We start from the raw sequence: 25889 nt of genomic DNA, 5'->3' as shown, positions 1-25889 counted from the left end.
CCCCTTCACGAAATGACGGAAATGGTAACGTCCTGCATAAAAGCTTCTATTTTTTCAAGTGTGCAAAAACCTTCCGACAAGGCCGTCGTACTTCCGGCCGCTACGGCAAAACGAAACGCCGCTTCGTTATTCATCCCGCGTGTGAGCGCGTAGAGAAATCCTGCGACCATCGAGTCTCCGGCGCCGATTGAATTGATTGGTTTTCGCTGGGGAATCCGGGCGGTATAAGCCTCATTTTGGTTGACAAAGACCGCTCCTTGACCAGCCATGGAGACGATGACGTTTTGCGCGCCCATTTGCAGCGCTTTTCGCCCCCACTCAATCGCTTCGGCAGGAGTGGCAATCGTCACGCCGTACAATTCGCCCAATTCATGGTGATTCGGCTTGATGAGAAACGGCTCTTCCGCCAACCCGTTTTTCAGGGCCTGTCCTTTGGCGTCGAGGAAAATGCGCACTCCCTTGCCGCGCAGCCGCTGCATCATCATCTGGTAGATGTCGGCAGGCAAGCTCTTCGGAATGCTTCCGGCGAGGACGAGGTAATCGCCGCTTTGCAAACGGTCGATCTGGGCAAAAAGGCGCTCAAGCGCTTCTTCCGGAACAGGAGGAGAAACCCCGCTAATATCCGTCTCGTTCTCAGCCTTGATTTTTACGTTGATCCGCGAATCGTGCTGGATCCGGATAAACTGATGAGCAATACCGGCTTGCTCGATCTGTTGTTGTATGAATACTCCCGTAAACCCACCGACGAATCCAAGAGCCGTACTATCTTCACCGAGAGCGCGGAGCACTTTCGAGACGTTGATCCCTTTTCCGCCTGCAACCTTCCACTCCTTTTGCGCCTCGTGAATCGTTCCTTGCGACAGGGCAGACAGCCAGATGTGATAGTCAATCGATGGGTTCAGGGTTACTGTGTAAATCATGCTTTCACCACTTTAAGAGTTGTTATTCTGCTGTACACTTGTTGTTCCTCTGGGCTAATACCGTTATCCGTGATGAGCGTAATTCCGTGCAGGTCGCTCACCTTGGCAAACGTGACGCGCGAAAACTTGTCGGAGTCGCACAATACAAAGCGTTCATCCGAGAACTGCAGCGCCAACTGCTTGACGTATGCTTCATCGGGGTCCGGTGTAGTCAGGCCGTGGTTTTGGTCGATCGCATTCATGCCGAGAAAGCACTTGTCAAAGCGATATTGGCTGAGCGACTTGATCGCGTCTCGCCCGACGAGCGACAATGTAGCCGCTTTCAATTCACCTCCCAGAAGAATGGTTCGGATGTGGCGCTTAATCAGGTGGAGGGCTATATCCACCCCATTCGTCACGACCATGATGTTCTCGGGCAAGTACGGAAGCATCTGATACGTCGTGGTGCCCGCATCGATAAAAATCGAATCGCGGTCGTTTACCAGGCTGGCAGCGTATTTGGCAATCGCTGTCTTTTCCCGCTCGCGCTTGACCGACTTTTCCAGGATCGTCGGCTCCTCGATCTTGCTCTGCAGCACAGACGCTCCACCGTGGACACGCTTGAGCAGGCGTTGTTCTTCCAATTCACTCAAATCCCGTCGAATCGTTGACTCGGACGCTCCTGTAGCCTCGACAAGTTCATGGATGCGCACAAAATCTTTTTCTTTTACAAGCGCGATAATCAACTGATGACGTTCTGGAGTTAGCATTATACCCTCCCTTCTGGCAGTGCCATCGGATTGATTTTGATTATACACGCACATTCAATCAAAAACAATCGTAAATAGTCATAATCAATCAGAATTTCTGTCAAAATTGGTCATACTTCCGCGAAACAAACGGGAGACGTTGAATGAATCGAATGTTCCGACCAGCCAAAAAAACCGCGACCAGCATTCTCCACCCTGGATCGCGGCTTCCTTTTTTCATCCACATGATACTTGGCTTGTACAGCTAGCTTACAGCTCAAAGCGCTCGGCAATCTGGTGAATCTTCACCGATGTATCGTGAAGTCGTCTGGCCTGGTCGGCTACCTGCTCGGTTGCGTTTAGCTGGGCCTCGCCGGCTGCGGCCGCCTCCTTCGCTGAGACAGAAAAGCTTTGCGAGATGTGCATGACCTTCTCGATATTTTGCTCGGCCTCGTCGACATCGCGCAGCACTTCGCCCATGACTTCCGCATTGCGCGCCGTATGAGCGGCGGAGAGGGCTGATTTTTCGGACAGGACGTGCACGATTGCTTGCAGTTCCTGCATGAGTGCCAGTCCGCTTTGTACCTCCTGGCGTTCTTCCTGGACGACTTGCACGGTCTGATAAGACTTCCTGGTAATCGCACCGGCGACGTCCATAATGTGGGAAGCAGCTTCGTCTGCCCGGTTCGCCAGCTTGCGCACCTCATCTGCGACGACGGCAAATCCCCGTCCTTCCGCCCCCGCTCGCGCAGCTTCGATCGCTGCATTCAGCGCCAGCAGGTTTGTCTGTTCGGCGATTTCCCGAATTTCGCGGATCATCTGCTCAATCCCGGCAGCCTGCTGTTTTAGCTCCTGCATCGAGGTTTCTGTCGTATGGCTTGCCTGCTCGATGCGCTGCATTTGCATGTGCAAGTGGCTCGTTTTGACGCTCCACTCCCTGGCGGCCAGCTCCGCTTCCTGGGTCAGCGTACTCGTCTCTTTCAATTCACTCCCGGCCTTGCGAATCAGCGTCGTAATCTTTTTTAAAACCGCTTCCGTATCTTCAACCAGACTCGCCTGCTCCAGCGCTCCGCTGTGCACCTGCTGCAGCCCGGCAGAAAGCTGTTCGGAAGCGCTTAGCAGCTCCTGAACCATTGCGTCCTGCTTTGTACTGATCTCTCGGGTCGCCTGCGCCGTCTGCCGCAGTTCCGTCAAAATGCCATGAATGCCAATAATCATTTTGTTGAGTTCAAACGACATCTGCCCCCACTCGTCGCGCCGCGCAGTCTGCACTCTTGCTTTCAGCTTGCCCGATGAGATGGCTTTCGTGACCCTCATCCAGTCGCGCCAGTTTTGGCGGAAATTGCGCTGGGTCAACAGCCCGATCCAGACGGCAAGCACGATGCCTATCGCTGCCGCCGCTCCTTCTGTCCAGGGCGACTGAGCCAGCCACAGACCGACTGTTGCGAAACAAACAGGGACGACAAAGGCCCCCACCAGCTTCCAGCCATAGGACAAAGCGGGTACGACCACACCCAAGCGCAGACTATATGCGTGCTCTCCCCTTACCCGAATCGGCACAGAGGTGTCCAGCAAAAGCTCCCCGGTGTTGCGGTGGTACATTTGTGCCAACGGTTCATTGGTTCGCGCGGCGCGTAACCCGACTTCATCGTTGAACAATGTGCCTTCCCGCAATCGGTTCGTGTGAATGATCCCAAGACCCTCCCGCGTGACGAGAACCATATATTCGTCTCCTTCCAGCATCTCGTCCAGCTTTTGTCTGATTTTCGCGCTATTGTCCTGGACCGTCCCTTCCTGCAAGAGCGCTTCGATTTCTTTTGCGGCTTGCTGCACCTTTCGCAACGACCTTTGCTTCAGCTTTTGACTCGCTTTCACAGCCCCACCCACTCCATTATCCAGAATAGTAAGTATCGTTATAATTATCCAATTACTCCCACTCTCCTTTCTGTCGTTTGGCATTTATTCGCAAAAAATGCCGCTTCGGTCCTGGCAGCACAAAACCAAAACGTCCGCCTACACGGGACGCAAGCAGCGCTGTCCCGCACAGGCGGACTACAGGTTACAGGGATGGTTATTTCAAGCTTTTGGCCAACCCGATGCAAATGAGCAAAATCGGCGGCAACCAGGTCAGGCGGGCAAGCCACCGCGTTTTTCCCGCGCGCCGTCCGATCGCAAGCCCGACTGCAAGCAAGAGCGCGCTCATCATCGCGATACACAGGGCGACGACGAGTGGCGAGTAGCCCAAAAACGTCAGGCTGATCCCCGCTCCAAACGCGTCCAAAGAGAGAGCCAGCCCCAGCATGACCGCTTCCCAGCCCATGATATGTCCCGAGCGATCCGCATCGGCTTTGGCAGGGTCTTTCAAAATCTGAATCATGACGCCGAAGATGCGAAATTGGGTCAACACTGTGCGATCCAGTTCCACCTGCGTTTCTTTGGCGAAAACAGCCGTCTCTCTGCCAGCAGCCGTCTGCGCGTCTGCTTGACTCGCCAGCATACCGGACTGTACAGACGACAGATCCGGCAGATCAGGCGCCTTTTCCCGCCCCTGGCGCGAAGAAAAAAGCCGCCAGAGCGTAAACAAGCCCATGAAAATCAGGACGGCTGCGCCAATATACTTGCCAATCTCAGGCGTCAGCCAATCCGTCAGCGAAGCGCCCACGAGCATGACACCATATACAACAGCAAACGAACATCCAGATACGACGACCAGCGACAAAAAGGGCATTTTCATGTTGCGCAAACCATACGTCAATCCAACGCTGACACTGTCCATGCTGATGGCCAGGGAAACGAGCAGGAGTGCGAGCCATCCGCTCATATATGGTCACCTCTTTCCCATTGCCTATTAGATATACGCAAAAAGGGCTTTTCGCGTGCAACCATACAAGGGAGCGGCTTATTCCCGAGCGCTCCGCGTTTTGCGAAAAGTCCGCGAGTGGACGGGCGACCCGGGAGACCACGCCCGCTTTCGCCGGATTGCTGCAAAAAAGCCATCGCCTGCCGTCGTCCAGCAAGCAATGGCTTTCTTTCCTGTATGCGTATGAAAAATGCCTTTTCCCGTTACTCGTCAAAACCGCCAAAGTCGAAGTCAAAATCCATCTCATCGCCCTCGCCGCCATCATCGAAGGCCATTTCCTCAACGGACGACATCATCTCGCCAAGCAGCATGCCACCCAGCAGCCCGGCTGCCATGCCCCCGATCATGCCGCCCATGCCGCTGCCGTGGTGGCCGTGATGACCGTAATGCCCCTGACGGTAGGAAGCGAGCGACACGTACGGAATCGCTTGCGGGTTGTTTGCAAATTCGCGAATTTTCTCCAGCAGATAACGGGACAGTTCTTCCTCTTGTCCAGATGCGAGCAATGGCTGCGGCACCACGATTTCGGCCTTGTACTCCTTCTCGCGGCGCATAAAGCCTGTAGCCAGGTCCAGCTCTACCAGCATGCGCAGCTCGTCTGGCGAGGTGAAAAAGACCACTTCCAGCTCATTGAGCGGAATGCCCAGGTTGGCTGCCGGGAAAAAGGAGAACTCTTGCCCGTACGGTGTCAGCTTGCCGGAATCCGGCTTCTGGCGCAGGTTCAGGCGGTCAAACGCACGGAGTACGCGCTCCACTGGCTCCGGCGGCAAAACCTCGACGCGGTCAAAATCGGTCGGGTCGAGTGCCATTTCCACATCGAGTCTGGTTTGCAGCGCGTACTGGACCGCTGGCGTCGACACAGCCAGTTCGGGCGGCATCTCAAACGAAAACGGAATCTCCTGCACGAACGGCTTTGGCTGTACCGTAAAGTTGCGGCTGATCGGATAAACCTGCACCTGCCTGGTTACTTCCTGCCCGCGCAGATTCACTCTCATCAGCAGGACAGCGCTCAGCTCGGAAATGCGCTGCTCCACGTTGCCGCCCTCGATCCGCACGACACCCGTCATCGTCTCTCCCAGTCGGTAGCCAGGGGCGTCCAGCTTGAGATCAACCGTTGCCGCTCCTACCCCGAATTTTGCCATCAGCTTTTTGAACATCGGCTTCTCCTCCAAATATAAGCAATACCTTATATTTATAGTGTAGCAGAAAAAGAGCCGGTAATGCGAGCAGCTAATCCGCGGGCACGAAGCCTGCTCTCGGTTGTATCCCGCACGAAATGCACCTTTTGGAAAAGAGCAGAAAACCACTCGACTCGTACCAGGATACACATGCAGAACGCCCCCGCCCGAACTTGCAGTCCAGACAGGGGCTTGGGGTGCTGACAGCTATTCAACTACGTCGTATCCTTGTTCTTCAATCGCTTCCTTGATCGCTTCCAGCGTCAGGGTGCTTTCGTTGTAGGAAACCTCGACTGTTTTGGCAGCGAGGTTGACTTTGCCCTCTGCGCCAAGCTCCTTCAACGTTTTTTCCACGGTGTTCACGCAATGGTTGCAAGACATGCCTTCTACATTCAATGTTACGTTTTTCATTCTCAATCTCTCCTTATGGTTTTAGGTGTATAGGGATGCGGCCTAAGCCGCCTGTTACCGTTTTGCATTACAGCTTTACGCGCTGCAGCCGCAGGGCGTTGAGCACGACGGAGACGGAGCTGAACGCCATTGCCGCTCCGGCGAGCCACGGGGCGAGGAAGCCCAGGGCGGCGAACGGGATGCCCAATGTGTTGTAGGCGAAAGCCCAGAACAGGTTTTGCTTGATGTTGCGAATGGTGCGCTTGCTCATTTCGATGGCGTCGGCGACACTGGTCAGCTCACCGCGCATGAGAGTAATATCTGCCGCTTCCATCGCCACATCTGTCCCGGTTCCGATTGCCATGCCGATGTCAGCCGTGGCAAGTGCCGGGGCATCGTTGATTCCGTCGCCGACCATGGCGACCTTTTTGCCTTGGGCTTGCAGCTTTTTCACTTCGGCGGCCTTGCCTTCGGGCAGGACTTCGGCGATGACGTGCCCGATTCCTGCCTCGCGGGCGATGGCTTCCGCAGTTTGGCGGTTGTCGCCCGTCATCATGATGACGGTCAGACCCATTGCTTTCAGCCGCTCAATCGCTTGCTTCGAGGTCGGCTTGATCGTATCGGCCACGGCGATCAGCCCGGCCAGCTTGCCGTCTACGGCAGCAAGCATCGCTGTTTTTCCCGCCTGTTCCAGCGAGAGCATGACATCTGCTACTGCCTGATATGATACGTGCTGCTGCTCCAGCAGACGGCGGGTGCCGACCAGCACGTCCTTGCCCGCAACGGTGGCCCGAATGCCAAAGCCGGGGATCGCTTCAAACGAGCTGGGTTCGGAAAGCGCCACGCCTTTTTCTGCAATGCCGCGAACAATCGCCTGGGCCAGCGGATGCTCGGAGTTTTTCTCCGCAGCCCCCACCAGTGCGAGCAATTCTTGTTCGGCAAAATCAACGGGGATGACATCTGTCAGCTCAGGCTCCCCTTTGGTGACGGTCCCCGTCTTGTCGAGGACAATCGTGTCCAGATGGTGCGCTGTTTCCAGATGCTCTCCGCCCTTGAACAGGATACCCAGCTCAGCGGCGCGCCCGGAGCCAGCCATGATCGAGGTTGGGGTAGCCAGGCCAAGCGCGCACGGGCAAGCGATCACCAGTACGGCAATAGCCTTTTCCAGCGCTTCGGCGAAGTTGCCGGGCATGACAGCGAAGTACCAGATGAGAAAAGTCACAACAGCAATCCCGACGACGATGGGAACGAAGATTCCGGAAATGCTGTCGGCCAGCCGCTGAATCGGCGCCTTTGTCCCTTGCGCCTCTTCCACAACCTTGATAATTTGCGCGAGAGCCGTTTCTTTGCCGACTTTGGTCGCGGTAACTTTCAGGAAGCCGTTTTTGTTCAAGGTCGCCCCGATAACCTTATCGCCCGCCGTCTTGTCTACCGGGATGCTTTCTCCCGTCAGCATCGACTCATCCACGGCCGACTGGCCTTCCAGCACGATGCCGTCGACAGGCACTTTTTCGCCGGGCTTCACATGCACGACGTCTCCCGGCCGTACTTCCTCGACGGGGATCGTCATTTCCACGCCATCGCGTACGACGACAGCCGTTTTGGCTTGCAGGCCCATCAGCTTGCGGATCGCTTCCGAGGAACGTCCCTTTGCCTTCGCCTCAAACAGCTTGCCCAGCAAGATCAGCGTAATCAGCACCGCGCTTGTTTCAAAATACAGCTCCAGCATATGCGCGCCGGAACCGATGGAAGAAATCGCCACGTACAAGCTGTAAAAGTAGGCAGCCGAAGTACCCAGCGCAACAAGCACATCCATGTTGGCGCTTTTGTTGCGCAGCGCTTTGTACGCCCCGACGTAAAACTGCGCCCCGATGATGAACTGCACAGGTGTCGCCAGAGCGAGCTGCACCCACGGGTTCATCAAAGCGTCCGGCAGCCAGATAAACGAGGTGAAGGAAAAGTGGCTGACCATCGCCCAGAGCAGCGGCAGCGACAAGATCAGCGAGATCAGGAACTTTTGCGTCTGCCGCCTGATCTCTGCCATCCGGCGATCGACCTGCTCCTCTTCCCTGCCTGCTTCCTTGCGCGCCGCCTGATACCCAAGCTTTTCCACCTGACGAACCAGATCCGCCACGCCCACCTGTGAAGCATCGTATTCAACCGTGGCCGTTTCCATGGCAAGATTTACATTCGCCTTCAGGACGCCGGGCATTTTGTTCAAGCCTTTCTCGATGCGAGTCGAGCAGGCTGCGCACGTCATGCCCGTGATGTTCAGTTCCACCTTGTCTGCGGGGACACCATAGCCAAGCGCTTCAATTTTCGAGCGAATATCGTCGAGACTCGTTTTCCCCGGATCGAAGACGACCGTCGATTTTTCCAAGGCCAGATTCACATTGGCTGTCTCGACACCATCGAGCTTTTTCAAGCCTTTTTCAATACGGAGCGCGCAGGCCGCACACGTCATCCCGGAAATCGGCACGGTAGCTTCTGCCGTTTTGGTACTCATACCAATTCCTCCAGATACCCTCAAGGGGTATATTTTATTGTATGGTCTCCCTGAGGTTCATTTTTAGCACACCTTCAATATACAATACCCCCATAGGGTATATCAAGTGGTTTTGCAAAAATTTCTCCCGCACCTCGATTGTTCCCAAAAAACCAACGCAAAAACCCCCGATGGATACCACCGGGGGTTGGCTGTCCTTTGCTTATTTTCCTTGGTTCACCGCTTGCTGATAGGCAACCGCCACTTTCGCCGCTACCTCCGCATTGTGGCGCACCAGTGCGATGTTGGTTTGCAAGCTTTTGCCTGCTGTCAGCTGCTTCACTTTGTCGAGCAAGAATGGCGTTACTTTTTTGCCTGTAATGTTGTTTTCCTTCGCTTCGCTGAGCGCTTGCTGAATGACGCCCTCAATCTGCTTGTGGTCAAGCGCATCCGCTTCCGGCACAGGGTTGGCGATAATCAGGCCGCCGTTCAGCCCCAGATTCCACTTGGTGTTCATCAGCGTGCCGACTTCTTCCGGCGTATCCAGACGGAAGTCTACGCCAAAGCCGCTTTCGCGGGCGAAGAAGGACGGGAACTCGGAAGTGCGGTAGCCGACAACCGGAACCCCTTGTGTCTCCAGGTATTCCAGCGTGCGTCCGATGTCGAGGATCGATTTTGCCCCCGCGCATACAACCGCGACGTTTGTTTTTGCCAGCTCTGTCAGGTCTGCGGATACGTCCCAGGTGATTTCGCCTTCCCGGTGTACCCCGCCGATGCCGCCAGTCGCAAACACGCGGATGCCCGCCAGGTCTGCTGCGATCATCGTAGCCGCAACCGTCGTCGCGCCGATTTTGCCGCTAGCCAAAATGTAAGGGAAGTCGCGGCGGCTCACTTTTTCTACCGACTTGTTGGTCGCAAACTCTTCCAGCTCGCTCTCGCTCAAGCCGATCTTGATTTTGCCGTTCATGATCCCGATGGTCGCAGGCACTGCACCGTTGTCGCGGATGATTTGCTCGACTTCCTTGGCCATCTCGATGTTTTGCGGATACGGCATGCCGTGCGAGATAATCGTCGTCTCCAGGGCAACGATCGGCAAATTGTTCTCCAGGGCGTGGCGTACTTCCTCCGTAAAGGTCAGGTATTGTTTCATCACTTATCGCTCCTTTTCGTATTGTGCAACCGTCAGTTGCAGTTGTTCCGGTTTTAATAAGGGGGAAACGGATTGCTCCGTTTGCAGGGTCAGGGCCGAGGCAGCAAGGCCGAGACGGCAAGCAGTCTGAAACGACTCCCCGTTCACGATTCCATACAGCAGGCCGGATGCAAACGCATCGCCCGCCCCTGTCACATCGACCACTTCGGTCGGGTATGGCGCCAGGTGCTCCGATACATCCTCCGACTGATAGTAAATGCCCGCTTCGCCCATGGTCACGATGACATGCTTCACGCCGCGCTCCCTGATTTTGCGGCACGCCTCGGCGCAATCCTCAACCGACTGGATCGCCATGCCAGCCAAAAGCTCCGCCTCTTCCCGGTTGGGCAGGATCGCTTCTACTCCGTCCAATTGCTGCGGAAGCTTTTTCGCTTTTGCAGAAGAAACCGGGTCAACAAAAAGGCGAATGTTCTCCTCCCGGCATCGGCCGATAATATAGGCCAGGCAATCCTCCGGTATGTTCGTATCAACAAAAATCGCGTAGGCTGCAGCAAGGTGGGACCATTTTTCCGCGAACATTTCCGGCGTGAGCGCGTCGTAAATATCCATATTGGCTAACGATACGACCATTTCCCCATCTATATCGAGCAGCGCGGTGTACGTCCCTGTGCGCTGCATCGGCAGACGCCACACCTGGCTGATGTCTACGCCGTGCTTTTTCGTCTCCTGCAAAATCCATTCGCCTTCCTTGTCCTCACCGACACTGGTGAAAAGTGCCGTATTGCAGCCGAGCCTGCCGAGATTCTCCGCAATATTGCGGGCCACCCCGCCGCACGACTCCATGATCGTAACCGGATTGGAAGAGTGCAGCCGCACCGCTTGTTTGCTGCGCGCTTTCCGGTCGAGGTTCGCTCCGCCGATGCAGGCAATCATGCCTTCGTCGCGCAAGATATACGCCCTGCCTTTGATCTCGCCGCGCCTGGTCAGTTGGGCGATGTACCCGGCTACAGCCGAACGCGAGATTCCGATCAAGTCGGCCAGCTCCTGCTGGGAGATGAACGGATTTTGCCGGATATAGTGCAGGATCAACCTGTCTTTTTCCACGGTCATCCTCCTTTCTTATCATTCGCATTCACAGCTTCGTCTACAAACAAAAGTCTACCACAAAAACATTTGTTTTGAAAGAGGGATGATTTTTCGTCATTTGACAAAGGATAACCGTATCATGTAGGATTATCTTAAATTCAAGATATTAAAACATCGATGGAAAGGAGGGCTTTTCATGGAGCGAAACAATGCCCTCGACCTGTTTGTCGTCCTGTCGAGATCGTATAACTGGGTAACGGCCCATGCCAATCGTCACATCCGCCAGCACGGATTGAATCCTACAGAGTTCGGCGTCCTGGAAGTGCTCTATCATAAAGGCGCGCAGCCTTTGCAGCAAATCGGCGAAAAAATCCTGATCTCCAGCGGGAATATTACGTACGTTGTGGACAAGCTGGAAAAGAAGCAACTGCTGATTCGCAAGCCCTGTCCCAAGGACCGTCGTGTCATTTACGCCGAGCTGACGGAGAAAGGACACGCTTTTTTGGCAGAAATCTTCCCTTCTCATCAGCAGGCGATTGAAAAAGCGGTCGCAGGACTCACAGAGGAAGAACAGCAGCAAGCCATCGGGTTGTTAAAAAAGTTGGGACGTGCTGCTCAGGAAACGTATTAGACTGAGCAGCACCCACCAGGTGCAAAAAAAGTGTTGACAAAACGTTTGGCGCATAATAATCTTAAAATCAAGATTTACGCATTAAAGGTTAGATGCTTACAAAAAGAAAGGGGAATATTTCTCTCATGAGTAAAGTACTTTTCATTAAAGCCAACGATCGCCCTGCTGAGCAGGCTGTGAGTGTAAAGCTGTACGATGCTTTCGTCCAATCGTATAAAAAAAGTCATCCAAACGACGAAATCGCCGAGCTGGACCTGTTCGCTGAAAACCTTCCTTACTACGGTAACGATCTGCTCACCGCCATGTTCAAAGCTGGACACGGCATGGAGCTGACGAGCGAAGAGCAAAAAGGCGCAGAACTGGTCAACAAATATTTGAACCAGTTCGCTGAGGCGGATAAAGTGATGATCGCGTTCCCAATGTGGAACTTCACCGTTCCAGCCGTACTGCACACGTACATGGACTACCTGTCGCAAGCCGGCAAAACATTCAAATACACCGCTGAAGGCCCTGTAGGTCTGATGGGCGACAAAAAAGTGGCTCTCCTGAGCGCACGCGGCGGCGTCTACTCCGAAGGCCCGATGGCAGAAATCGAGCTGGCGAACCGCTACGTTCGCACACTGCTTGGCTTCTGGGGAATCAGCAACATTACTGAAGTGGTCGTGGAAGGTCACAACCAATTCCCTGACAAAGCAGAAGAAATCGTAGCAGCAGGCGTAGAAAAAGCAGCAAAACTGGCGGAAACCTTCTAAGGCCCGCCAGCCTTTCTTGTCCTAATATCTCAAATTCAAAATACTAGAATTTAAAACAATTAAGGAGAGAGGAAAAAATGATGGATCTTGGTTTGCTCATTATTCGTTTGGTCGTTGGCTTGTCGTTCGCAGGTCACGGTGCGCAAAAGCTGTTTGGCTGGTTTGGGGGTTACGGTCTGAAAGGCACAGGCGGCTGGCTGGAATCAATCGGGGTAAAACCTGGTGTGGCCATGGCGCTGCTTGCCGGGTTGGCTGAACTCATCGGCGGCTTGCTGTTCGCGGCTGGTGTCGGCACATGGGTCGGCGCTCTGCTCATCGTCCTCACCATGCTTGTTGCGATTGTGAAGGTACACGGTCAAAATGGATATTGGATAACGCAAAACGGCTATGAGTACAACCTGACCTTGATCGCGGTCGCAATCGGTGTCGCTTTGATCGGCCCAGGCGCATACGTGTTGTTCTAAGCAATCGCTCGCAAGCCCGTAAGCCAGCATTCCACCAAGGGAGGATACAACAGATGGAAATTCGCGTCTATACACAAAACGAACAGGCAAAAGGACACTTTGGCGACGGTGAGATTGTCGAAAACAAGCCGATCGGCTTCCCTCATGAAAACTCCGCTGTGAAACGGGTTGGACCGCTCTTTTACTGGGCGTGGGCAAAGTCGCTCAAGACCTTTGAGATTCCCCTGCATCCGCATTCCGGCTTTGAAATTTTGACTTACGTTCTGAAAGGGACAGTCGGCCACCGGGACACGCTGGGCAATTTGCAGCAGGTGACGACGGGCGGAGTCCAGATCATGCAAACTGGTTCAGGCGTCTACCATGCCGAAGAGCTGAGCAAGGACACCGAGATGTTCCAGATCTGGTTTGAGCCGCACCTCGCCAAAACGACGAAAACCCCGCCGACGTACAACCAGTACGACCACAAGGAGTTTCCGAGCGAGACTGTTGACGGTGTGCAGGTGAAAAGCATCATCGGTCCCTCTGCTCCCATTTCGCTCGTGACCGATTCGCGCATGAAGGATGTGGAGATTCCCGCAGGCAAAGCTTACGCGATGCGGCTTCCGGCTGGCTACGCCCACGCTGTCGTCGTCGTGGACGGAAGCGGAAGCATTGGCGGGCAAGATGAAGCTAATGAGCCACAGGCAGTCGCAGGCAAAGGTGATTTCGCCGTAATCTCTGCTGACGATGAGACCAGCGTCACTTATCGGGCACAAGCAGATGCGCCGTTTCGGATCGTACTCATTCAGGTTCCACTGGAAGTAGACTATCCGCTGTACCGCAAGTAAGCGTATCCCGCTTTTTCAGTACAAAACCCGCTCAGGCAGCAACGCCCGAGCGGGTTTGTTTTTTTGATATGGTCCTGTTCCCTACAGGCTTATACCACCGCGGCCTTTTTCTCCAGCATCGTTCCTTCCTGCGCATAGCGCACATGCCAGGAAAACGCCTTTTCCAGTACGTGGGGAGTGTGCCCGCCGCGCGTAAGTGCTTCTTCGTAGTACGCTTTCAGTTGCTCCCGGTACATCGGGTGCGCGCAGTTCTCGATGATTTTCAAGGCGCGCTCCCGCGGCGCCAGGCCGCGCAAATCAGCCAGCCCTTGCTCGGTGACGATGATGTCGACGTCGTGCTCTGTATGATCGACATGGGAGGAAAACGGCACGATACTGGAGACTTTTCCGCCTTTGGCAATCGACTTGGTTACGAAAATGCTGAGGCGCGCATTGCGGGCAAAGTCGCCAGACCCGCCGATGCCGTTCATCATCTTGCTGCCCAAGACGTTCGTCGAGTTGACGTTGCCGTAGATGTCTGCCTCAATCGCCGTATTGATGGCGATCAGCCCCAGGCGGCGAATGATTTCCGGATGGTTGGTGATCTCCTGCGGACGAAGCAGCAGCTTGTCGCGGTATTTGGCAAAATTCTCGCTGACGTATTGCATTTTGTCAGCCGTCAGCGTGATCGAACAGCCGGAAGCAAACGAGATTTTGCCCGCATCCAGCAGGTCAAAGACTGCGTCCTGCAGCACTTCCGAATAAACAGTCAGATCGGTAAACTCGGAATCGAGAAAACCGTTGAACACGGCGTTGGCGACAGACCCGACCCCCGATTGCAGCGGTGCGAGATTTTCCGGCAGCCGTCCCGCCTTGACCTCCTCGCGCAAAAACGCAATCAGATGGGCAGCGATTTCAGCCGTTTCCGCATCCGGCTCGACAATCGTCGATGGCGAATCCAGTTGGCTCGTCAGCACAATTCCTTTGATTTTATCGAAATCGACCACAATGCCCGCTGTGCCCATTCGTTGGTCTACTCGCGTGAGCGGAATCGGCTCGCGCTCCCCCTGGACCTCTGGCGTGTAAATATCGTGAATGCCCTCCAGTTCAGCGGTTTGGGCGAGATTCAGTTCAATGATGACATGCTTCGCATAATCGACAAAAATGTTGGAGTTGCCAACAGAAGTGGCGGGAATAATCATGCCGTCCTCTGTAATTGCAACCGCTTCCACAATCGCATAATCAATTGCGTCCATTGCTCCCTGGCGAATCAGCTCGGCTGTATGAGACAAATGCTGGTCCACAAACGCCATGCTGCCGTCGTTGATTTTTTTGCGCATGACCGGGTCCGCTTGAAAAGGCAGCCGTTTTTTCACAATGCCTGCCTCCGCCATCACAGCGTCCACGTCTGATCCGAGCGAAGCTCCTGTATATACATTCACCCCAAAAGGCTTGTTTTCTTTCTTGACTCGCTCGACCAATGCGAGCGGCACAGCCTTGGCATCTCCTGCACGAGTGAAACCACTTAACCCGATCGTCATGCCATCCTCGATCCAACTTGCCGCTTCCTCAGCTGTCACGATTTTATCTGCCATCCGTTTATCGCGTAAGCGCTCCCACATCATTGTGACCCCCTATGCCATCTTTTCTTGCTCCTACACTAGCACAAGTATTCTGAGCGAACACTCGATTTTCGGCAAACCAGCATATCAGGGCGACCAGCCAGCAAAAAAGGCAGCGAACGATTCTCGCCGGCAAAGCACCTGCAAAAGCTAAAAACCGAGCAGTTGCCGAAACGAGCTGGCATACGTCTGGCTCACAGGGACTCTCGTCTTCTGCTTGTCCTTCATCTCCAGCATGAATGTCGAATGGAAGTGCGGATGAATAAAACCGATGGCCTCCAGATTGACAAAATAAGAGCGGTGGCAGCGCACGAACTGCTCGGGCGGAAGCATGCATTCCAGCTCGGACATGCTGTACTTGTTCGCGTATGACCCGTTTGCCGAATGCAGAAGCGTCTTGCCCTCATGCGAGCTGATGTAGACAATCTCGTGCAGCGGGATCGGCAGCCAGCCATCTTCCCCTTTTCCAATCAAAAAAGACAGCCGTGGCTGCGGATTCGAAAGCGGCACGCTTGGCAAAGGATAGATGGCGGTAATACAGCCCATGACCTCTCCATCGTGAAACAGCGGCAGCGACAACCCGTAGTACGGCACGCCAAAAACGCGTCTTTCCACCTCGTGCCCGACCTTGCCTCTTTCCACCAGCGCCTTGTGCGTGGCAGAGCCAATCGGCACCTGATCGCCAGGCGCAATCTTCAGATCAATATTTGCGCTCGGCTGATAGTACAAGTATTGCGTGCCGTCCGATATTGCAATCGATACCTCTTCCGGCACAGCTTGGCCAATCATCTGGAGCACTTCCGGAACAATTTTATTCTCCATGCTGATTCCTCCCGCTCCTTTTTTCTTCCCTCTTCTATTAAACCACACTTCCCGACAGGCAGGTCCGTCCTTGTCTTTCCTGCACAGACAAAGGAATCCAGACGTTGCCGGACAACTGTTGTGCTATCATGGTATCAACAGTTTTTCGAAAAGGGCGGTGCACCATGGACCACACCATTGTCTTGATTGCAAAAGGAACCGACACGCTCGCATTTTTGCTCAAGGAGCTGCGGGCGTATTTTGAGCCTTATTGCAAGGTGATCGGCTATGCCAGCCATGACCCAATCCCTGACCTCTCCGGCGTGTCTCACGTCTTCATTACGACGCGGGCGCCAGAGTTGTACACGATTGCCCGTCAGGCCGTCCCCGAAACAGTCCCGATTACCGTGCTGAACCGTTTTTTTGAATTGCGCAAAATCAAGGCGCTGATGCAAATTCCGCCCGGAACGACCGTGCCTGTCATGAACAACTCGCCGATCACGGCGCAAGAGGTCATCCAAAACTTGCTGGAAGTCAAGATCGACCACTTGCATTACGTCCCTTTTCACCCAGGCAGTACGTTCGAGGAGCACTTTCGCTACGCGATCATCATGAGCGTACCCGATGTGCCGCTGCCCCCGCATGTGGAAGTCATCGACCTTGGGTTTCGCAAAGTCAGCATCCACGATCTGATCGATACCGGGCGCAAAGTGGGCGTCCCGATTGAATGGGAGCGGCAATACCTTTCCGCCTTCATCGTGGAAATGTCCGAGCTGGCCAAAATGCTCGGCACCTCCTATGCCGAGGTGCAAAAGCTCAACAGCCAGCTGCAATCCACCTTTCAGGCGGTGAAGGACCCGGTCATTGCCTGTAACGAAGACGGCCTCATCACGTTCATCAACGATGTCGCCGTCGAGCTGTTCTGTCCGCACGAATCGGTGGTGATCGGCAAGCCCTATACCATTTTGAAAGAACACAGCCTGCTCGCACCCTTTTTCGAACAGGAGGACCAGGAAGACTCACTCATCACCATCGACCAGCGGCAATTCATCGTCAGCAGCCACAGCATTCGCCGCAGCCAGGAGCATCTCGGCTTCGTCTGTACGCTAAAGGATGTGACGGAAATCCAGCGCCTGCGCACCCAGCTTGCCTTGCGCGGTCACACTGCCACTTACACGTTTGCTGACATAAAAGGGAACAGCCAGCCGCTCCTGCACGCCATCGAGCTTAGCAAGAAGATGGCGAAAAACAACCAGACGATCCTGCTCACAGGCGAAAACGGCACGGGCAAAGAGCTGTTCGCCCACGCGATTCACCAGCATTCCCTGCGAAAAAACGGCCCGTTCGTCGCCATCAACTGCGCCTCCCTGCCGGAAAACCTGCTGGAGAGCGAGCTGTTCGGCTACGAGGACGGAGCCTTCACAGGCGCGCGCAAAGGCGGCAAGCCCGGATTGTTCGAGCAGGCGGACGGCGGGACGATTTTTCTCGACGAGATTGGCGATATTTCCCCCGCGATCCAGGTCAAGCTGCTGCGCGTCCTGCAGGAAAAGCAGGTGATCCGCGTCGGCGGCACAGGGATTTTGTCCGTAGACTGCCGGGTGATCGCAGCCACGAACCGCAATCTGGAAGATGCGGTCCGGGATGGCACGTTTCGCGAAGACTTGTTTTACCGCCTGGCGGTTTTACCCATCGAAATTCCGCCGCTGCGCGAGCGGACGAGCGACATTCCGCTTTTGATTGACGATCACCTGAAGCAGCAAGGCATTCGCAAAAGCTGGTCGCCGGAAGTCATGGAGCTGTTGCTCGCCCACGACTGGCGCGGCAACATTCGCGAGCTGAAAAACGTCGTGGACTACGCCATTACGGTAAGCGAGCATCCGGTCATCGGCATCTACGACCTGCCCAAGCGTTTGACAGAGCGAATTTTTCAAAAGCAAGCTTCGGCGGCGACCGTGCCGCTGGAGGATGAACGGAATCTGGATATTTTGCTCGGATTGTATCAATATTACCTCACCAATAAACCGGTCGGGCGTTATCAGTTGGCGAACACCCCCATCCTTCGTGCAAACGGCTGGACGGAAACCGCGCTCCGCAAGCGTTTGAAACAGCTTGAGCAGCTTGGACTGGTGCGCTCAGGCACAACCCGTCAAGGGACCTCGATCACCCGCGACGGCATCGAAATGTTAAAAAGATATGGAAAAATATAGGCGAAGGAAAATGAATATTAGGCTGCATTAGGTTGAATAAATCCTAATAAACATTCCTAAAAAGTGCGCTTTTGTCTGGACGTTGCCACCCTCCGTCCAGCGAAAGCGCCTTTTTCGCGAAATTCCGACAGTTGGCACGCCACTTGCTTATAGTAAGGGCAAAAAAAGCGAGGTGATCTCATGGCTACAAATCATTCTTCTCCGGCAGCGCCAGCCAAAAAACGCTTTTCCGTCCCGCACACTTATGCCATTCTCTTCATCATTATCATTTTGGCGGCGCTTGCTTCCTACGTGCTCCCTACGGGCGAGTTCGAACGCATCAAGGACGACGCCTCGGGCCGAACCATCGTGGTAAACGGCAGCTATCACGCTGTCGAGAGCAGTCCTGTCGGCTTTTTCGACATGTTCAAGGCGATTCCTGAAGGGATGCAAAAAGGCTCGCAAATCATCTTTTACATCTTCATCGTCAGCGGCGTCTTCGGAATCATCCGCCAGACGGGGGCCATTGAGGCGGGCATCAACAAAGGTGTCCGCTATTTGGAGGGCAGGGAAAAACTTTTGATCCCCGCATCCATGTTCCTCTTCTCCATCGGCGGCTTTTCGATGGGGATGGCGGAAGAAAGCATTATTTTCGTGCCAATCGGCATTGCTCTCGCCCGCGCGATGGGCTTTGACGCCGTCACAGGTACCGCCATGATTACGATGGGGGCAGCGGCTGGCTTCATGGGCGGCATGCTCAATCCGTTCACGGTAGGGGTCGCCCAGTCTCTGGCGCAGCTGCCGCTCTTCTCCGGGCTGACCTTCCGCGCCATTGTATACGTCTTTGTTCTCGGCTTTGCCATCTGGTACGTCATGCGCTACGCCTATCGGGTAAAGGCAGACCCGACCAAGAGCGTCATTTACGCCATTGAGCAGCAGGAAAACAAAGAGCAGGTAGCCGTCGATATTCCCGATCTCAACGGACGCCACAAGCTGGTCTTTCTGGTCCTGGCCTGTGGGCTTTCCTTCAACGTCTACGGGGTATTCAAATACGAATGGTTCCTGACTGAGCTTACAGCTTCCTTTTTCATCATGGGGCTGATAGCCGGCCTCGTCGGCGGTCTGAATGTAAACAAGCTGTTTGACGCTTTTGTCGCCGGGGCCAAAGCCGTAACCTTCGGCGCCCTGATCGTCGGCTTTGCCCGGGCGATCACCGTCGTGCTGGAAGAAGGAAAAATTATCGACACGATGATTTACGCGCTCACTTCCGCCATCGGCCATTTGCCGGACGCCATTAACGTATTGGCCATGTTCCTGATTCAAGCGGTGTTGAACCTGTTCATCTCGTCTGGCAGCGGTCAGGCGGCGACAACGATGCCGATCATGGTGCCAATCGCTGACCTGCTCGGCATTTCCCGTCAGGTTGCCGTCCTGGCCTTCCAATACGGGGATGCCGTGACAAATTCGATCATCCCGACTTCTTCTGCCTTGATGGGCTATCTGGCCGTTGCGGGCATTCCGTATGAAAAATGGGTCAAGTTCATCTGGAAGCTGCTGCTCGGCTGGGCCGTCATCGCCGCCATCGCCCTGATCGTCGCTGTAACCATCGGCGTTTCCTAGCCTTGAGACGACACAGGATTTTTTCAAAACAAGCTGGCTGCGCTGTATGCTTCCCGCTATGGCGCAGCCCCAGTCGCAAACCTATGGAGGAACCATGCGCACAACTATCGAACAATTGCAGCCCGCCATTTTTTCTCTGTACGAGCACTTGCATCGGCATCCGGAGGTTAGCTGGCAGGAAGTGGAAACGACAGCTTATATCGCCCGTTTTTTGCAGGAGCGTCATTGCCGGGTTACGACGTTTGACGACGTAACCGGAGTGGTGGCGGAATGGGGAGATTTGACACCGGGAGGACTAACGGTCGGCGTGCGGGCAGACATGGATGCACTCTGGCAGGAGGTAAACGGCGTCTTCCAGGCGAACCACTCCTGCGGACACGATGCCCATATGACGATGGTGCTGGGCGTACTCATGGTCTTGCAGGCGCAAAACATCCGGCTCCCCGGCCGGCTCAAGCTGATTTTTCAACCGGCGGAGGAAAGCGGAAACGGCGCTCTGGCTATGGTGAAAAAACAGGTGGTTGATGACATCGACTACTTGTACGGCGTCCACCTGCGCCCCGTCCAGGAAATACCCCTAGGCACCGCTGCCCCCGCCATCATGCACGGCGCGGCAGGCACCATCTCCGGGCAAATCAAGGGTGCCGATGCCCACGGCGCACGTCCGCACCTTGGCGTCAATGCCATCGAGGTTGCAGCAACCATCGTCGAGCAGCTCAAAGGGATTCATCTCGATCCGCTCGTCCCTTATTCCGTAAAAATGACGCAGTTGTCTGCGGGCAGCAAAAGCAGCAACATCATCCCCGGGTCTGCCCAGTTCCATCTGGACTTGCGCGCCCAGACGAACCTTGTCATTGACGCGCTGTTTGCCCGAGTGGAACACATATTGCAGCATGTTGCCCGGTTGTACGAAGTAGACCTGTCTTATGACATCACCGAGCGGGTGTACGCCGCCGAGGTTCACGAAGAGGCCCGGCAAATCATGGCCGAAGCGATTGTGCAGACGCTCGGCCAAGACCGTCTGGAAGCGCCGATTCAGACACCTGGTGCGGAAGATTTTCACTATTACACCAAGGAACGCCCTCACCTGCGCGCAACGATGCTGGGGTTGGGCTGCGGTCTGACGCCTGGCCTGCATCATCCGCAAATGACTTTTGAAAAAGAAGCGCTGCTTTCCGGCATCGAGATTTTGGCCCGTACTGTACTCGCCACGTTTGAGCGGCACGCAGGCAAGTAACTTTGTCTGTGCGCCGCAGCCGCTCATATGAATCCATGTCCAAGGAGAGAGTTCCATGAAAATTGAACGCGTCGATCTGCAAAGAATCAAAATCCCGCTGACAGCCCCTTTTGTCACCAGCATGGGCCTGGAAACGCACAAGGAATGTATTCTCGTCCGCGCTTACAGCGGAGCGCACGTCGGCTTCGGCGAGAGCGTCGCGATGGACGTTCCCGTTTACAACGAGGAAGATGTCGATACCGTCTGGTACATGCTGGAGAAATACTTGATTCCGCAGCTTTTTTCCCGTGAAATCGAACACCCCGATGAAGTATCGCAAATCTTTTCCTGGATGCGCCGCAACCAGATGGCGAAATCGGCGTTGGAAGGTGCGGTCTGGGATCTGTATGCGAAAATGAACGGGATGTCCCTCTCCCAAGCGCTCGGCGGCACGCGCAAGACGATTGATGTCGGGGTCAGCATCGGCATCGAGCCGACAATCGACAAGCTGCTGGCGCGCGTAGACGGCTTTATCCGCGACGGCTACAAAAAAATCAAGGTGAAGATCAAGCCGGGCTTTGACGTAGAGCCGATCCGGGCGATCCGGCACACCTTTGGACCGGACGTTCCGCTGATGGCCGATGCCAACTCTGCCTATACGCTGGCTGACATCGACTTGCTGAAGCAACTGGACGACTTTGGCCTGATTATGATCGAGCAGCCGCTGGGGCACGACGACATCATCGACCATGCGACATTGCAAAGAGAGCTGAAAACGCCGATCTGCCTCGACGAGTCGATCCATACAGTGGAGGATGCGCGCAAAGCGATTGAGCTGGGCAGCTGCCGCATTATCAACATCAAGATCGGGCGTGTCGGCGGCCTGTCCAATGCCAAAAAGCTCCATGACCTGTGCGCGGCAAAAGGCGTTCCCGTCTGGTGCGGCGGCATGCAGGAGGTCGGCATCGGTCGTGCGCACAACATCGCAATCGCTTCGCTGGCCAATTTCACCATCCCAGGCGACACGTCCCCTTCGCACCGCTATTTTACGGAAGACGTGGTAACGCCGATGATCGATTTCGTTTCACCGGGCGTACTGGCCGTCCCGACCGGAGCCGGCATTGGCTATACGATCAATGAAGCCGCCATTCTCCGCGCACTCGTTCAGCACAAGAGCTACTACGCCAATCAGGAATCTACCACTACCGTCATTCCGAACTGGTAGACCACATGCAAACCAGGGAGCGCTGCAGCAGCCTCCCTGGTTTTTTTAACGCCCATATGCTCGTCTGTCTACTCCATCGTCGTCAACAGCTTGCACAGATTACGCTCGGCTTCCGGCCGCTCCCCGGCAGGCAGTCTTCCGAGCACATCCAGCGCCGCATACGGAAGTTTCAGCGCATGCGGGTCGCTGTACGTCTTTTCCCAGTAAGCCGGGGAAAAAATGTGCGCAAACGCAGGCTCCTTCACCTCATCCACCAAAACAAACTCCGGCAGCTGCCGATTGAGGTAGGTCTGAATCCGGTGGTTCACGATGCCTGCCTGCACCAACTCTCCGTACCCGAAGCGCTCCAGGTCCGTCAAAGCTTGCGCGTGCGTCACGCTGTGGACGACTTCGCCTGCAAAAAAGTAGCGCTGCCCGTCGATCACTCGGTTTGGCACGACGGTATGCAGCTCGGCAAACGTCCTTCGCGCCATCTCTTCGGTCGTGTCATACGGAGCCACTTCCTCCGCCACATCGGCAGTGGTGACGGCAAAGTAATTGTCGATGCCCCAATAGCGTGTCGGCCTGTCTTCTGTCGTCTTTTTCAGCAGTTCGACCAATCCGGCGACGATACTCGGACGAATCAGATCAGGACGCTCCCGCAGCGCCTTCAACGCCAGCACACCCAACGCCAGACCGTGCCCCGATGTCCGCAGCTGCTTCACATTTTGCGCGAGCCCGTCAACGACCTGCTGCAGCAAAGCCGGATCAGCCTGTTCCTCTTGACCAAGCGGCGCAAACCATTCCGGCTTCAGGCGTCGAAAAGCTTCGCAGTTCCGCTCAATTCCTTCTTTTACATGCTCGGGCAGCTCATGCTCACGATCCATGTAATACCCTGCCAGCAAAGCCGCACCGTAATGCCCGCTGAACCACCCTGCCTGCGCAGCGCGCGCCATCCCCACTACACCAAGCTCCAGATACGAATCCAATAGCCGCATACCCCATCCTCCTTTTTCCAGCTAGCTATAGATTCATTATATATTAAACATTTTAGTTTGTTAAGTATAAAAATAAAATGACTCCTGCTGTCGGGAGTCATTCTTTATCATCCAGCTTAAAATCCACTTCATCTGTCTCGGGACGGTAATCCACGATCAGTCCATGTCCATTCATATACCACAGCTCATCCCGCTCCATGTAAAAGGTGATGCCGTCTATGACTGTAGAAATCCCCATGTCGTTCGGCTGCTCTTTGGCGATCCCCATGGAAAACGAATCCTGCACTGTACTCACGCCGCCATAGCGGACAAAAAAGCGGATGCTGTCTCCTTCTTTGCATCCCCACTCTTCCTTGAACCACGCTACTGCTGGGGCCGTTACCGTCAGTTTCATTGTTCGCCACTCCTCTCTTCTCTTGTAGTTTACCTTACTTTCTAAATATGTAAAGCAAAAAAGTATATTATTCACACTCGAACCGTGCGTCAAAACGGAAAGGAAAGACCGCCTTCCTTTTTTCAGAAAAGCGGTCCTCTGTTACTTCCATGGAAGTGTCACCAAAAAACTCGTTCCTTTGCCTTCTTCGCTGCTTACCGTAATTTTGCCGTGATGAGCGTCCACGATCCACTTGGCGATGGACAAGCCGAGCCCGGTTCCTTCCGTCGCACGCGAACGCATTTTGTCCACCCGGTAAAAACGGTCAAACAGGAACGGGATGTTCTCTTTGGATATGCCGATGCCGCTGTCCTTCACCAGAATGGCGACGCGGTTCCCTTCCTTTTTGCACGAGACAAAGATTGTGCCGCCTTTGTTCGTGTACTTGAGCGCGTTGTCCAGCAAAATGACCATCAGTTGATGCAGACGCTCCCCGTCCCCGACGATCTCCAACGGTTCCTCGATTGCTGTCTCCAGGCTGATTTCCTTCACGATGGCGAGTTGGGAAAATACTTGGGTGCATTTTTGTACCACTTCATCCAACCGAATTTTTTTGCGCATGATTTGCAGCTCATTGGAGTCGCTGCGGGCGAGCGTCAACAGATCCGCTACCAGCTTGCTCAGCCGCTTTGCTTCTTGCATGCCGATCATGATTTTCTCGCTTTCCTGCTCAATGGTATGATCTGGATGTCGGAACAGCCGCTCCAGATTGACCATGATCGCTGTCAGCGGCGTACGCAGCTCATGCGAGGCATCCGCGATAAATTGCTGCTGCTTTTCCCACGAAACCTGGATCGGAATGAGGGCGTGTCTCGCCAAAAACCATCCCGCGATGATGGCGATGACAATGCTCACTGCATCGCCAATCACCACGACGTACAACAAGCTGCTCAACATGTTCCGCTCGGGTGCCAGATTGTAAATCAACTGAAACTGGTAGGCTACTTGCAAACGATCGCCCACGATGACTTTTTTGGGCACAGTAACCGTCTGTACCCGATATTCTTGTCCCTTGATTGTCACGGTCTCGACACCGTCCGGCTTGCCGATATGAAAAAAGTTCGGCAGTTCCTCCGGCTCCAAACGTTCGCCAAACGCCGTCCCGATCACTCGGCCAAAGCTATCCCAGACAAGCAGGGCATACCTGCGATCAAGATCCATATACTTTTTCCTCTCCAGGCGATTGTACGGCAAAGAATCCTCATTGATCCGGTGCAATCGCGGCAAAGGATCTATTGTAAGCCGCTGACTCACTTTCGCCAGTTCGCGGTCTACTTGCGAATAAAGCCGATACTTCATCGTGTAGTAAACGGCACTCCCCAGCGCATTGAGCAGCAGAAATACCACGATGACATTCAACGTCACCAGGCGAATCCGCGTTTTTCGAAACATTACCGTTCTTCCTTTTTCAAAATGTAGCCCACGTTGCGAATCGTGCGAATGTAGCTCTCGTAAGCTCCCAGCTTTTTGCGCAAATAGTGGACATACAGATCGACTACTCCGTAATTCGCCTCTGAATCAATGCCCCATACGCGGTCAAAAATTTGCTGGCGCGTCAGGATTTGCTCCCGATTTTGCAAAAAATACTTGAGCAGCTCGTATTCTTTTGATGTCAGCTTCATCGGCTCGTCATCCACAAAGCCGTCGTACTCGTTTACCTTTAAAGAAATAGGGCCGTATGCCATTTCACCTTCGATACCGGTCTTTCCGTTGCGCCGCAGCAAGGCTCGCACTCTCGCCGTCAGTTCTTCCGCTGCAAAAGGCTTGACCAGATAATCATCAGCTCCTGCATCCAATCCCTCGACTCTTGCTTTGACGCTGTCCTTTGCCGTCAAGAACAGAACAGGGGTCATCATTCCTTTGGCGCGAAGCGTTTTTACCAAAGTCAGGCCATCCATGCCCGGCATCATGATGTCGAGTACAAGCAAATCATAAATGCCTCGCTGCGCCAGCAACAAGCCATCATCTCCCCGATCAGCCGTATCTACTTGATAGCCTTCATCCCTCAAAACACCAGCAATCGTCTGTAGCAGGGCTTGTTCATCTTCGACTGCAAGAATCAGCATGTATATCCCCTTTCATCTGTAACAGCTAGCTGTTGCTGTTCATATGCTTTCCCTTTTCCAGCATCAATCGTTATTTATCCAGCATAGCATAAACGACCGGATTCACAATGCCCGCAAATAGACAGACACTTTCATTAGAGCATTCGTTTTTTTGAATGGGATTTGATTGAAAAAAGCTGGGCGTCGCTCCGTTGCCTTGCTGCTGTCTAATCTATGCAAAAAAGCTGTATTCCCGATTACTTTTGCAAGTAATGGAGAATACAGCTTTTCTTCTTATTCCCTCAAAACTGAAT

At 54.4% G+C, this 25889-nt stretch carries 23 protein-coding genes; 8 read left to right on the top strand and 15 right to left on the bottom strand.

The genetic code is table 11. The annotated features are described in order from the left end of the window. Nucleotides 1–5 precede the first annotated feature (5 nt). From pfkB to EDM57_RS02530, 9 genes are all read right to left on the bottom strand, one after another. Nucleotides 6–920 carry a 1-phosphofructokinase gene (gene pfkB, locus EDM57_RS02570; RefSeq protein ID WP_122903209.1) on the bottom strand — a complete coding sequence of 305 codons (915 nt, stop codon included), beginning with the start codon at nucleotides 918–920 and terminating at the stop codon, nucleotides 6–8. Beyond that, a complete protein-coding gene (locus EDM57_RS02565) occupies nucleotides 917–1669 on the bottom strand; it encodes a DeoR/GlpR family DNA-binding transcription regulator (RefSeq protein WP_122903208.1) in 753 nt (250 codons plus the stop codon). Before EDM57_RS02565 ends, pfkB begins: the two co-directional genes overlap by 4 nt. Before the next feature lie 249 nt (nucleotides 1670–1918). Further along, nucleotides 1919–3523, bottom strand: a complete 1605-nt coding sequence (locus tag EDM57_RS02560) for a methyl-accepting chemotaxis protein (protein ID WP_122903207.1) — start codon at nucleotides 3521–3523, stop codon at nucleotides 1919–1921. Nucleotides 3524–3719: 196 nt separating this feature from the next. After that, on the bottom strand, nucleotides 3720–4469 hold the full coding sequence (locus tag EDM57_RS02555; RefSeq protein WP_122903206.1) for an MntP/YtaF family protein: 750 nt from the start codon (nucleotides 4467–4469) through the stop codon (nucleotides 3720–3722). A gap of 242 nt (nucleotides 4470–4711) precedes the next feature. Continuing rightward, nucleotides 4712–5665 (bottom strand): sporulation protein, encoded by a 954-nt coding sequence (locus EDM57_RS02550; RefSeq protein ID WP_122903205.1) that lies wholly within the window; start codon nucleotides 5663–5665, stop codon nucleotides 4712–4714. 228 nt (nucleotides 5666–5893) lie between these two features. Next, the gene (locus EDM57_RS02545) at nucleotides 5894–6097 is read right to left on the bottom strand and encodes a copper ion binding protein (RefSeq protein WP_122903204.1); all 204 of its coding nucleotides are present in this window, start codon (nucleotides 6095–6097) and stop codon (nucleotides 5894–5896) included. A gap of 67 nt (nucleotides 6098–6164) precedes the next feature. Then, entirely contained in the window at nucleotides 6165–8582 is a 2418-nt protein-coding gene (locus tag EDM57_RS02540) for a heavy metal translocating P-type ATPase (RefSeq protein ID WP_122903203.1), read from the bottom strand. Nucleotides 8583–8784: 202 nt separating this feature from the next. Further along, nucleotides 8785–9711 carry a pseudouridine-5'-phosphate glycosidase gene (locus tag EDM57_RS02535; RefSeq protein WP_122903202.1) on the bottom strand — a complete coding sequence of 309 codons (927 nt, stop codon included), beginning with the start codon at nucleotides 9709–9711 and terminating at the stop codon, nucleotides 8785–8787. A 3-nt stretch (nucleotides 9712–9714) separates the two neighbouring features. Beyond that, nucleotides 9715–10815 carry a carbohydrate kinase gene (locus EDM57_RS02530; protein ID WP_122903201.1) on the bottom strand — a complete coding sequence of 367 codons (1101 nt, stop codon included), beginning with the start codon at nucleotides 10813–10815 and terminating at the stop codon, nucleotides 9715–9717. Between the two features lie 178 nt (nucleotides 10816–10993). Between EDM57_RS02530 and EDM57_RS02525 the strand changes: the two genes are divergently transcribed. The 4 genes from EDM57_RS02525 to EDM57_RS02510 all read left to right on the top strand — a co-directional run bounded on the left by EDM57_RS02525 (nucleotide 10994) and on the right by EDM57_RS02510 (nucleotide 13471). Then, a complete protein-coding gene (locus tag EDM57_RS02525; RefSeq protein ID WP_122903200.1) occupies nucleotides 10994–11428 on the top strand; it encodes a MarR family winged helix-turn-helix transcriptional regulator in 435 nt (144 codons plus the stop codon). 125 nt (nucleotides 11429–11553) lie between these two features. After that, nucleotides 11554–12180: an FMN-dependent NADH-azoreductase gene (locus EDM57_RS02520; protein ID WP_122903199.1), complete on the top strand. Its 627-nt coding sequence runs from the start codon at nucleotides 11554–11556 to the stop codon at nucleotides 12178–12180. Between the two features lie 77 nt (nucleotides 12181–12257). After that, nucleotides 12258–12644 carry a DoxX family protein gene (locus EDM57_RS02515; RefSeq protein ID WP_122903198.1) on the top strand — a complete coding sequence of 129 codons (387 nt, stop codon included), beginning with the start codon at nucleotides 12258–12260 and terminating at the stop codon, nucleotides 12642–12644. 53 nt (nucleotides 12645–12697) lie between these two features. Further along, nucleotides 12698–13471, top strand: coding sequence for a pirin family protein (locus EDM57_RS02510; RefSeq protein ID WP_122903197.1), 774 nt, complete (start codon nucleotides 12698–12700; stop codon nucleotides 13469–13471). 89 nt (nucleotides 13472–13560) lie between these two features. On the opposite strand, the gene scpC is transcribed toward EDM57_RS02510, so the two are convergent. Beyond that, the gene (gene scpC, locus EDM57_RS02505) at nucleotides 13561–15072 is read right to left on the bottom strand and encodes a succinyl-CoA:acetate CoA-transferase ScpC (RefSeq protein ID WP_122903196.1); all 1512 of its coding nucleotides are present in this window, start codon (nucleotides 15070–15072) and stop codon (nucleotides 13561–13563) included. A 150-nt stretch (nucleotides 15073–15222) separates the two neighbouring features. Next, entirely contained in the window at nucleotides 15223–15894 is a 672-nt protein-coding gene (locus EDM57_RS02500) for a LytTR family DNA-binding domain-containing protein (protein WP_122903195.1), read from the bottom strand. Between the two features lie 164 nt (nucleotides 15895–16058). On the opposite strand from EDM57_RS02500, the gene EDM57_RS02495 reads away from it, so the two are divergent. The 4 genes from EDM57_RS02495 to menC all read left to right on the top strand — a co-directional run bounded on the left by EDM57_RS02495 (nucleotide 16059) and on the right by menC (nucleotide 22120). After that, nucleotides 16059–18080: a sigma-54 interaction domain-containing protein gene (locus EDM57_RS02495; protein WP_122903194.1), complete on the top strand. Its 2022-nt coding sequence runs from the start codon at nucleotides 16059–16061 to the stop codon at nucleotides 18078–18080. A gap of 180 nt (nucleotides 18081–18260) precedes the next feature. Then, on the top strand, nucleotides 18261–19679 hold the full coding sequence (locus EDM57_RS02490; protein ID WP_122903193.1) for a YfcC family protein: 1419 nt from the start codon (nucleotides 18261–18263) through the stop codon (nucleotides 19677–19679). A 94-nt stretch (nucleotides 19680–19773) separates the two neighbouring features. Beyond that, complete coding sequence (locus EDM57_RS02485; RefSeq protein WP_122903192.1) at nucleotides 19774–20916, top strand: M20 peptidase aminoacylase family protein; 1143 nt, start codon at nucleotides 19774–19776, stop codon at nucleotides 20914–20916. A gap of 55 nt (nucleotides 20917–20971) precedes the next feature. Continuing rightward, entirely contained in the window at nucleotides 20972–22120 is a 1149-nt protein-coding gene (gene menC / locus EDM57_RS02480) for an o-succinylbenzoate synthase (protein WP_122903191.1), read from the top strand. Between the two features lie 68 nt (nucleotides 22121–22188). Here menC and EDM57_RS02475 read toward each other — a convergent pair whose 3' ends face one another. The 4 genes from EDM57_RS02475 to EDM57_RS02460 form a co-directional block, all read right to left on the bottom strand. After that, nucleotides 22189–23097, bottom strand: coding sequence for a hypothetical protein (locus EDM57_RS02475; protein WP_122903190.1), 909 nt, complete (start codon nucleotides 23095–23097; stop codon nucleotides 22189–22191). Nucleotides 23098–23194: 97 nt separating this feature from the next. After that, nucleotides 23195–23491: a HesB/YadR/YfhF family protein gene (locus EDM57_RS02470; protein ID WP_122903189.1), complete on the bottom strand. Its 297-nt coding sequence runs from the start codon at nucleotides 23489–23491 to the stop codon at nucleotides 23195–23197. A gap of 141 nt (nucleotides 23492–23632) precedes the next feature. Next, nucleotides 23633–24922: a sensor histidine kinase gene (locus EDM57_RS02465; RefSeq protein ID WP_122903188.1), complete on the bottom strand. Its 1290-nt coding sequence runs from the start codon at nucleotides 24920–24922 to the stop codon at nucleotides 23633–23635. Beyond that, nucleotides 24922–25596 carry a response regulator transcription factor gene (locus tag EDM57_RS02460; protein WP_122903187.1) on the bottom strand — a complete coding sequence of 225 codons (675 nt, stop codon included), beginning with the start codon at nucleotides 25594–25596 and terminating at the stop codon, nucleotides 24922–24924. Before EDM57_RS02460 ends, EDM57_RS02465 begins: the two co-directional genes overlap by 1 nt. Nucleotides 25597–25889: the final 293 nt, after the last annotated feature.

The sequence above is a fragment of the Brevibacillus gelatini genome (genome assembly GCF_003710935.1).
Classification (GTDB): domain Bacteria; phylum Bacillota; class Bacilli; order Brevibacillales; family Brevibacillaceae; genus Brevibacillus; species Brevibacillus gelatini.
This window is presented reverse-complemented; position numbering and strand designations above follow the sequence as displayed.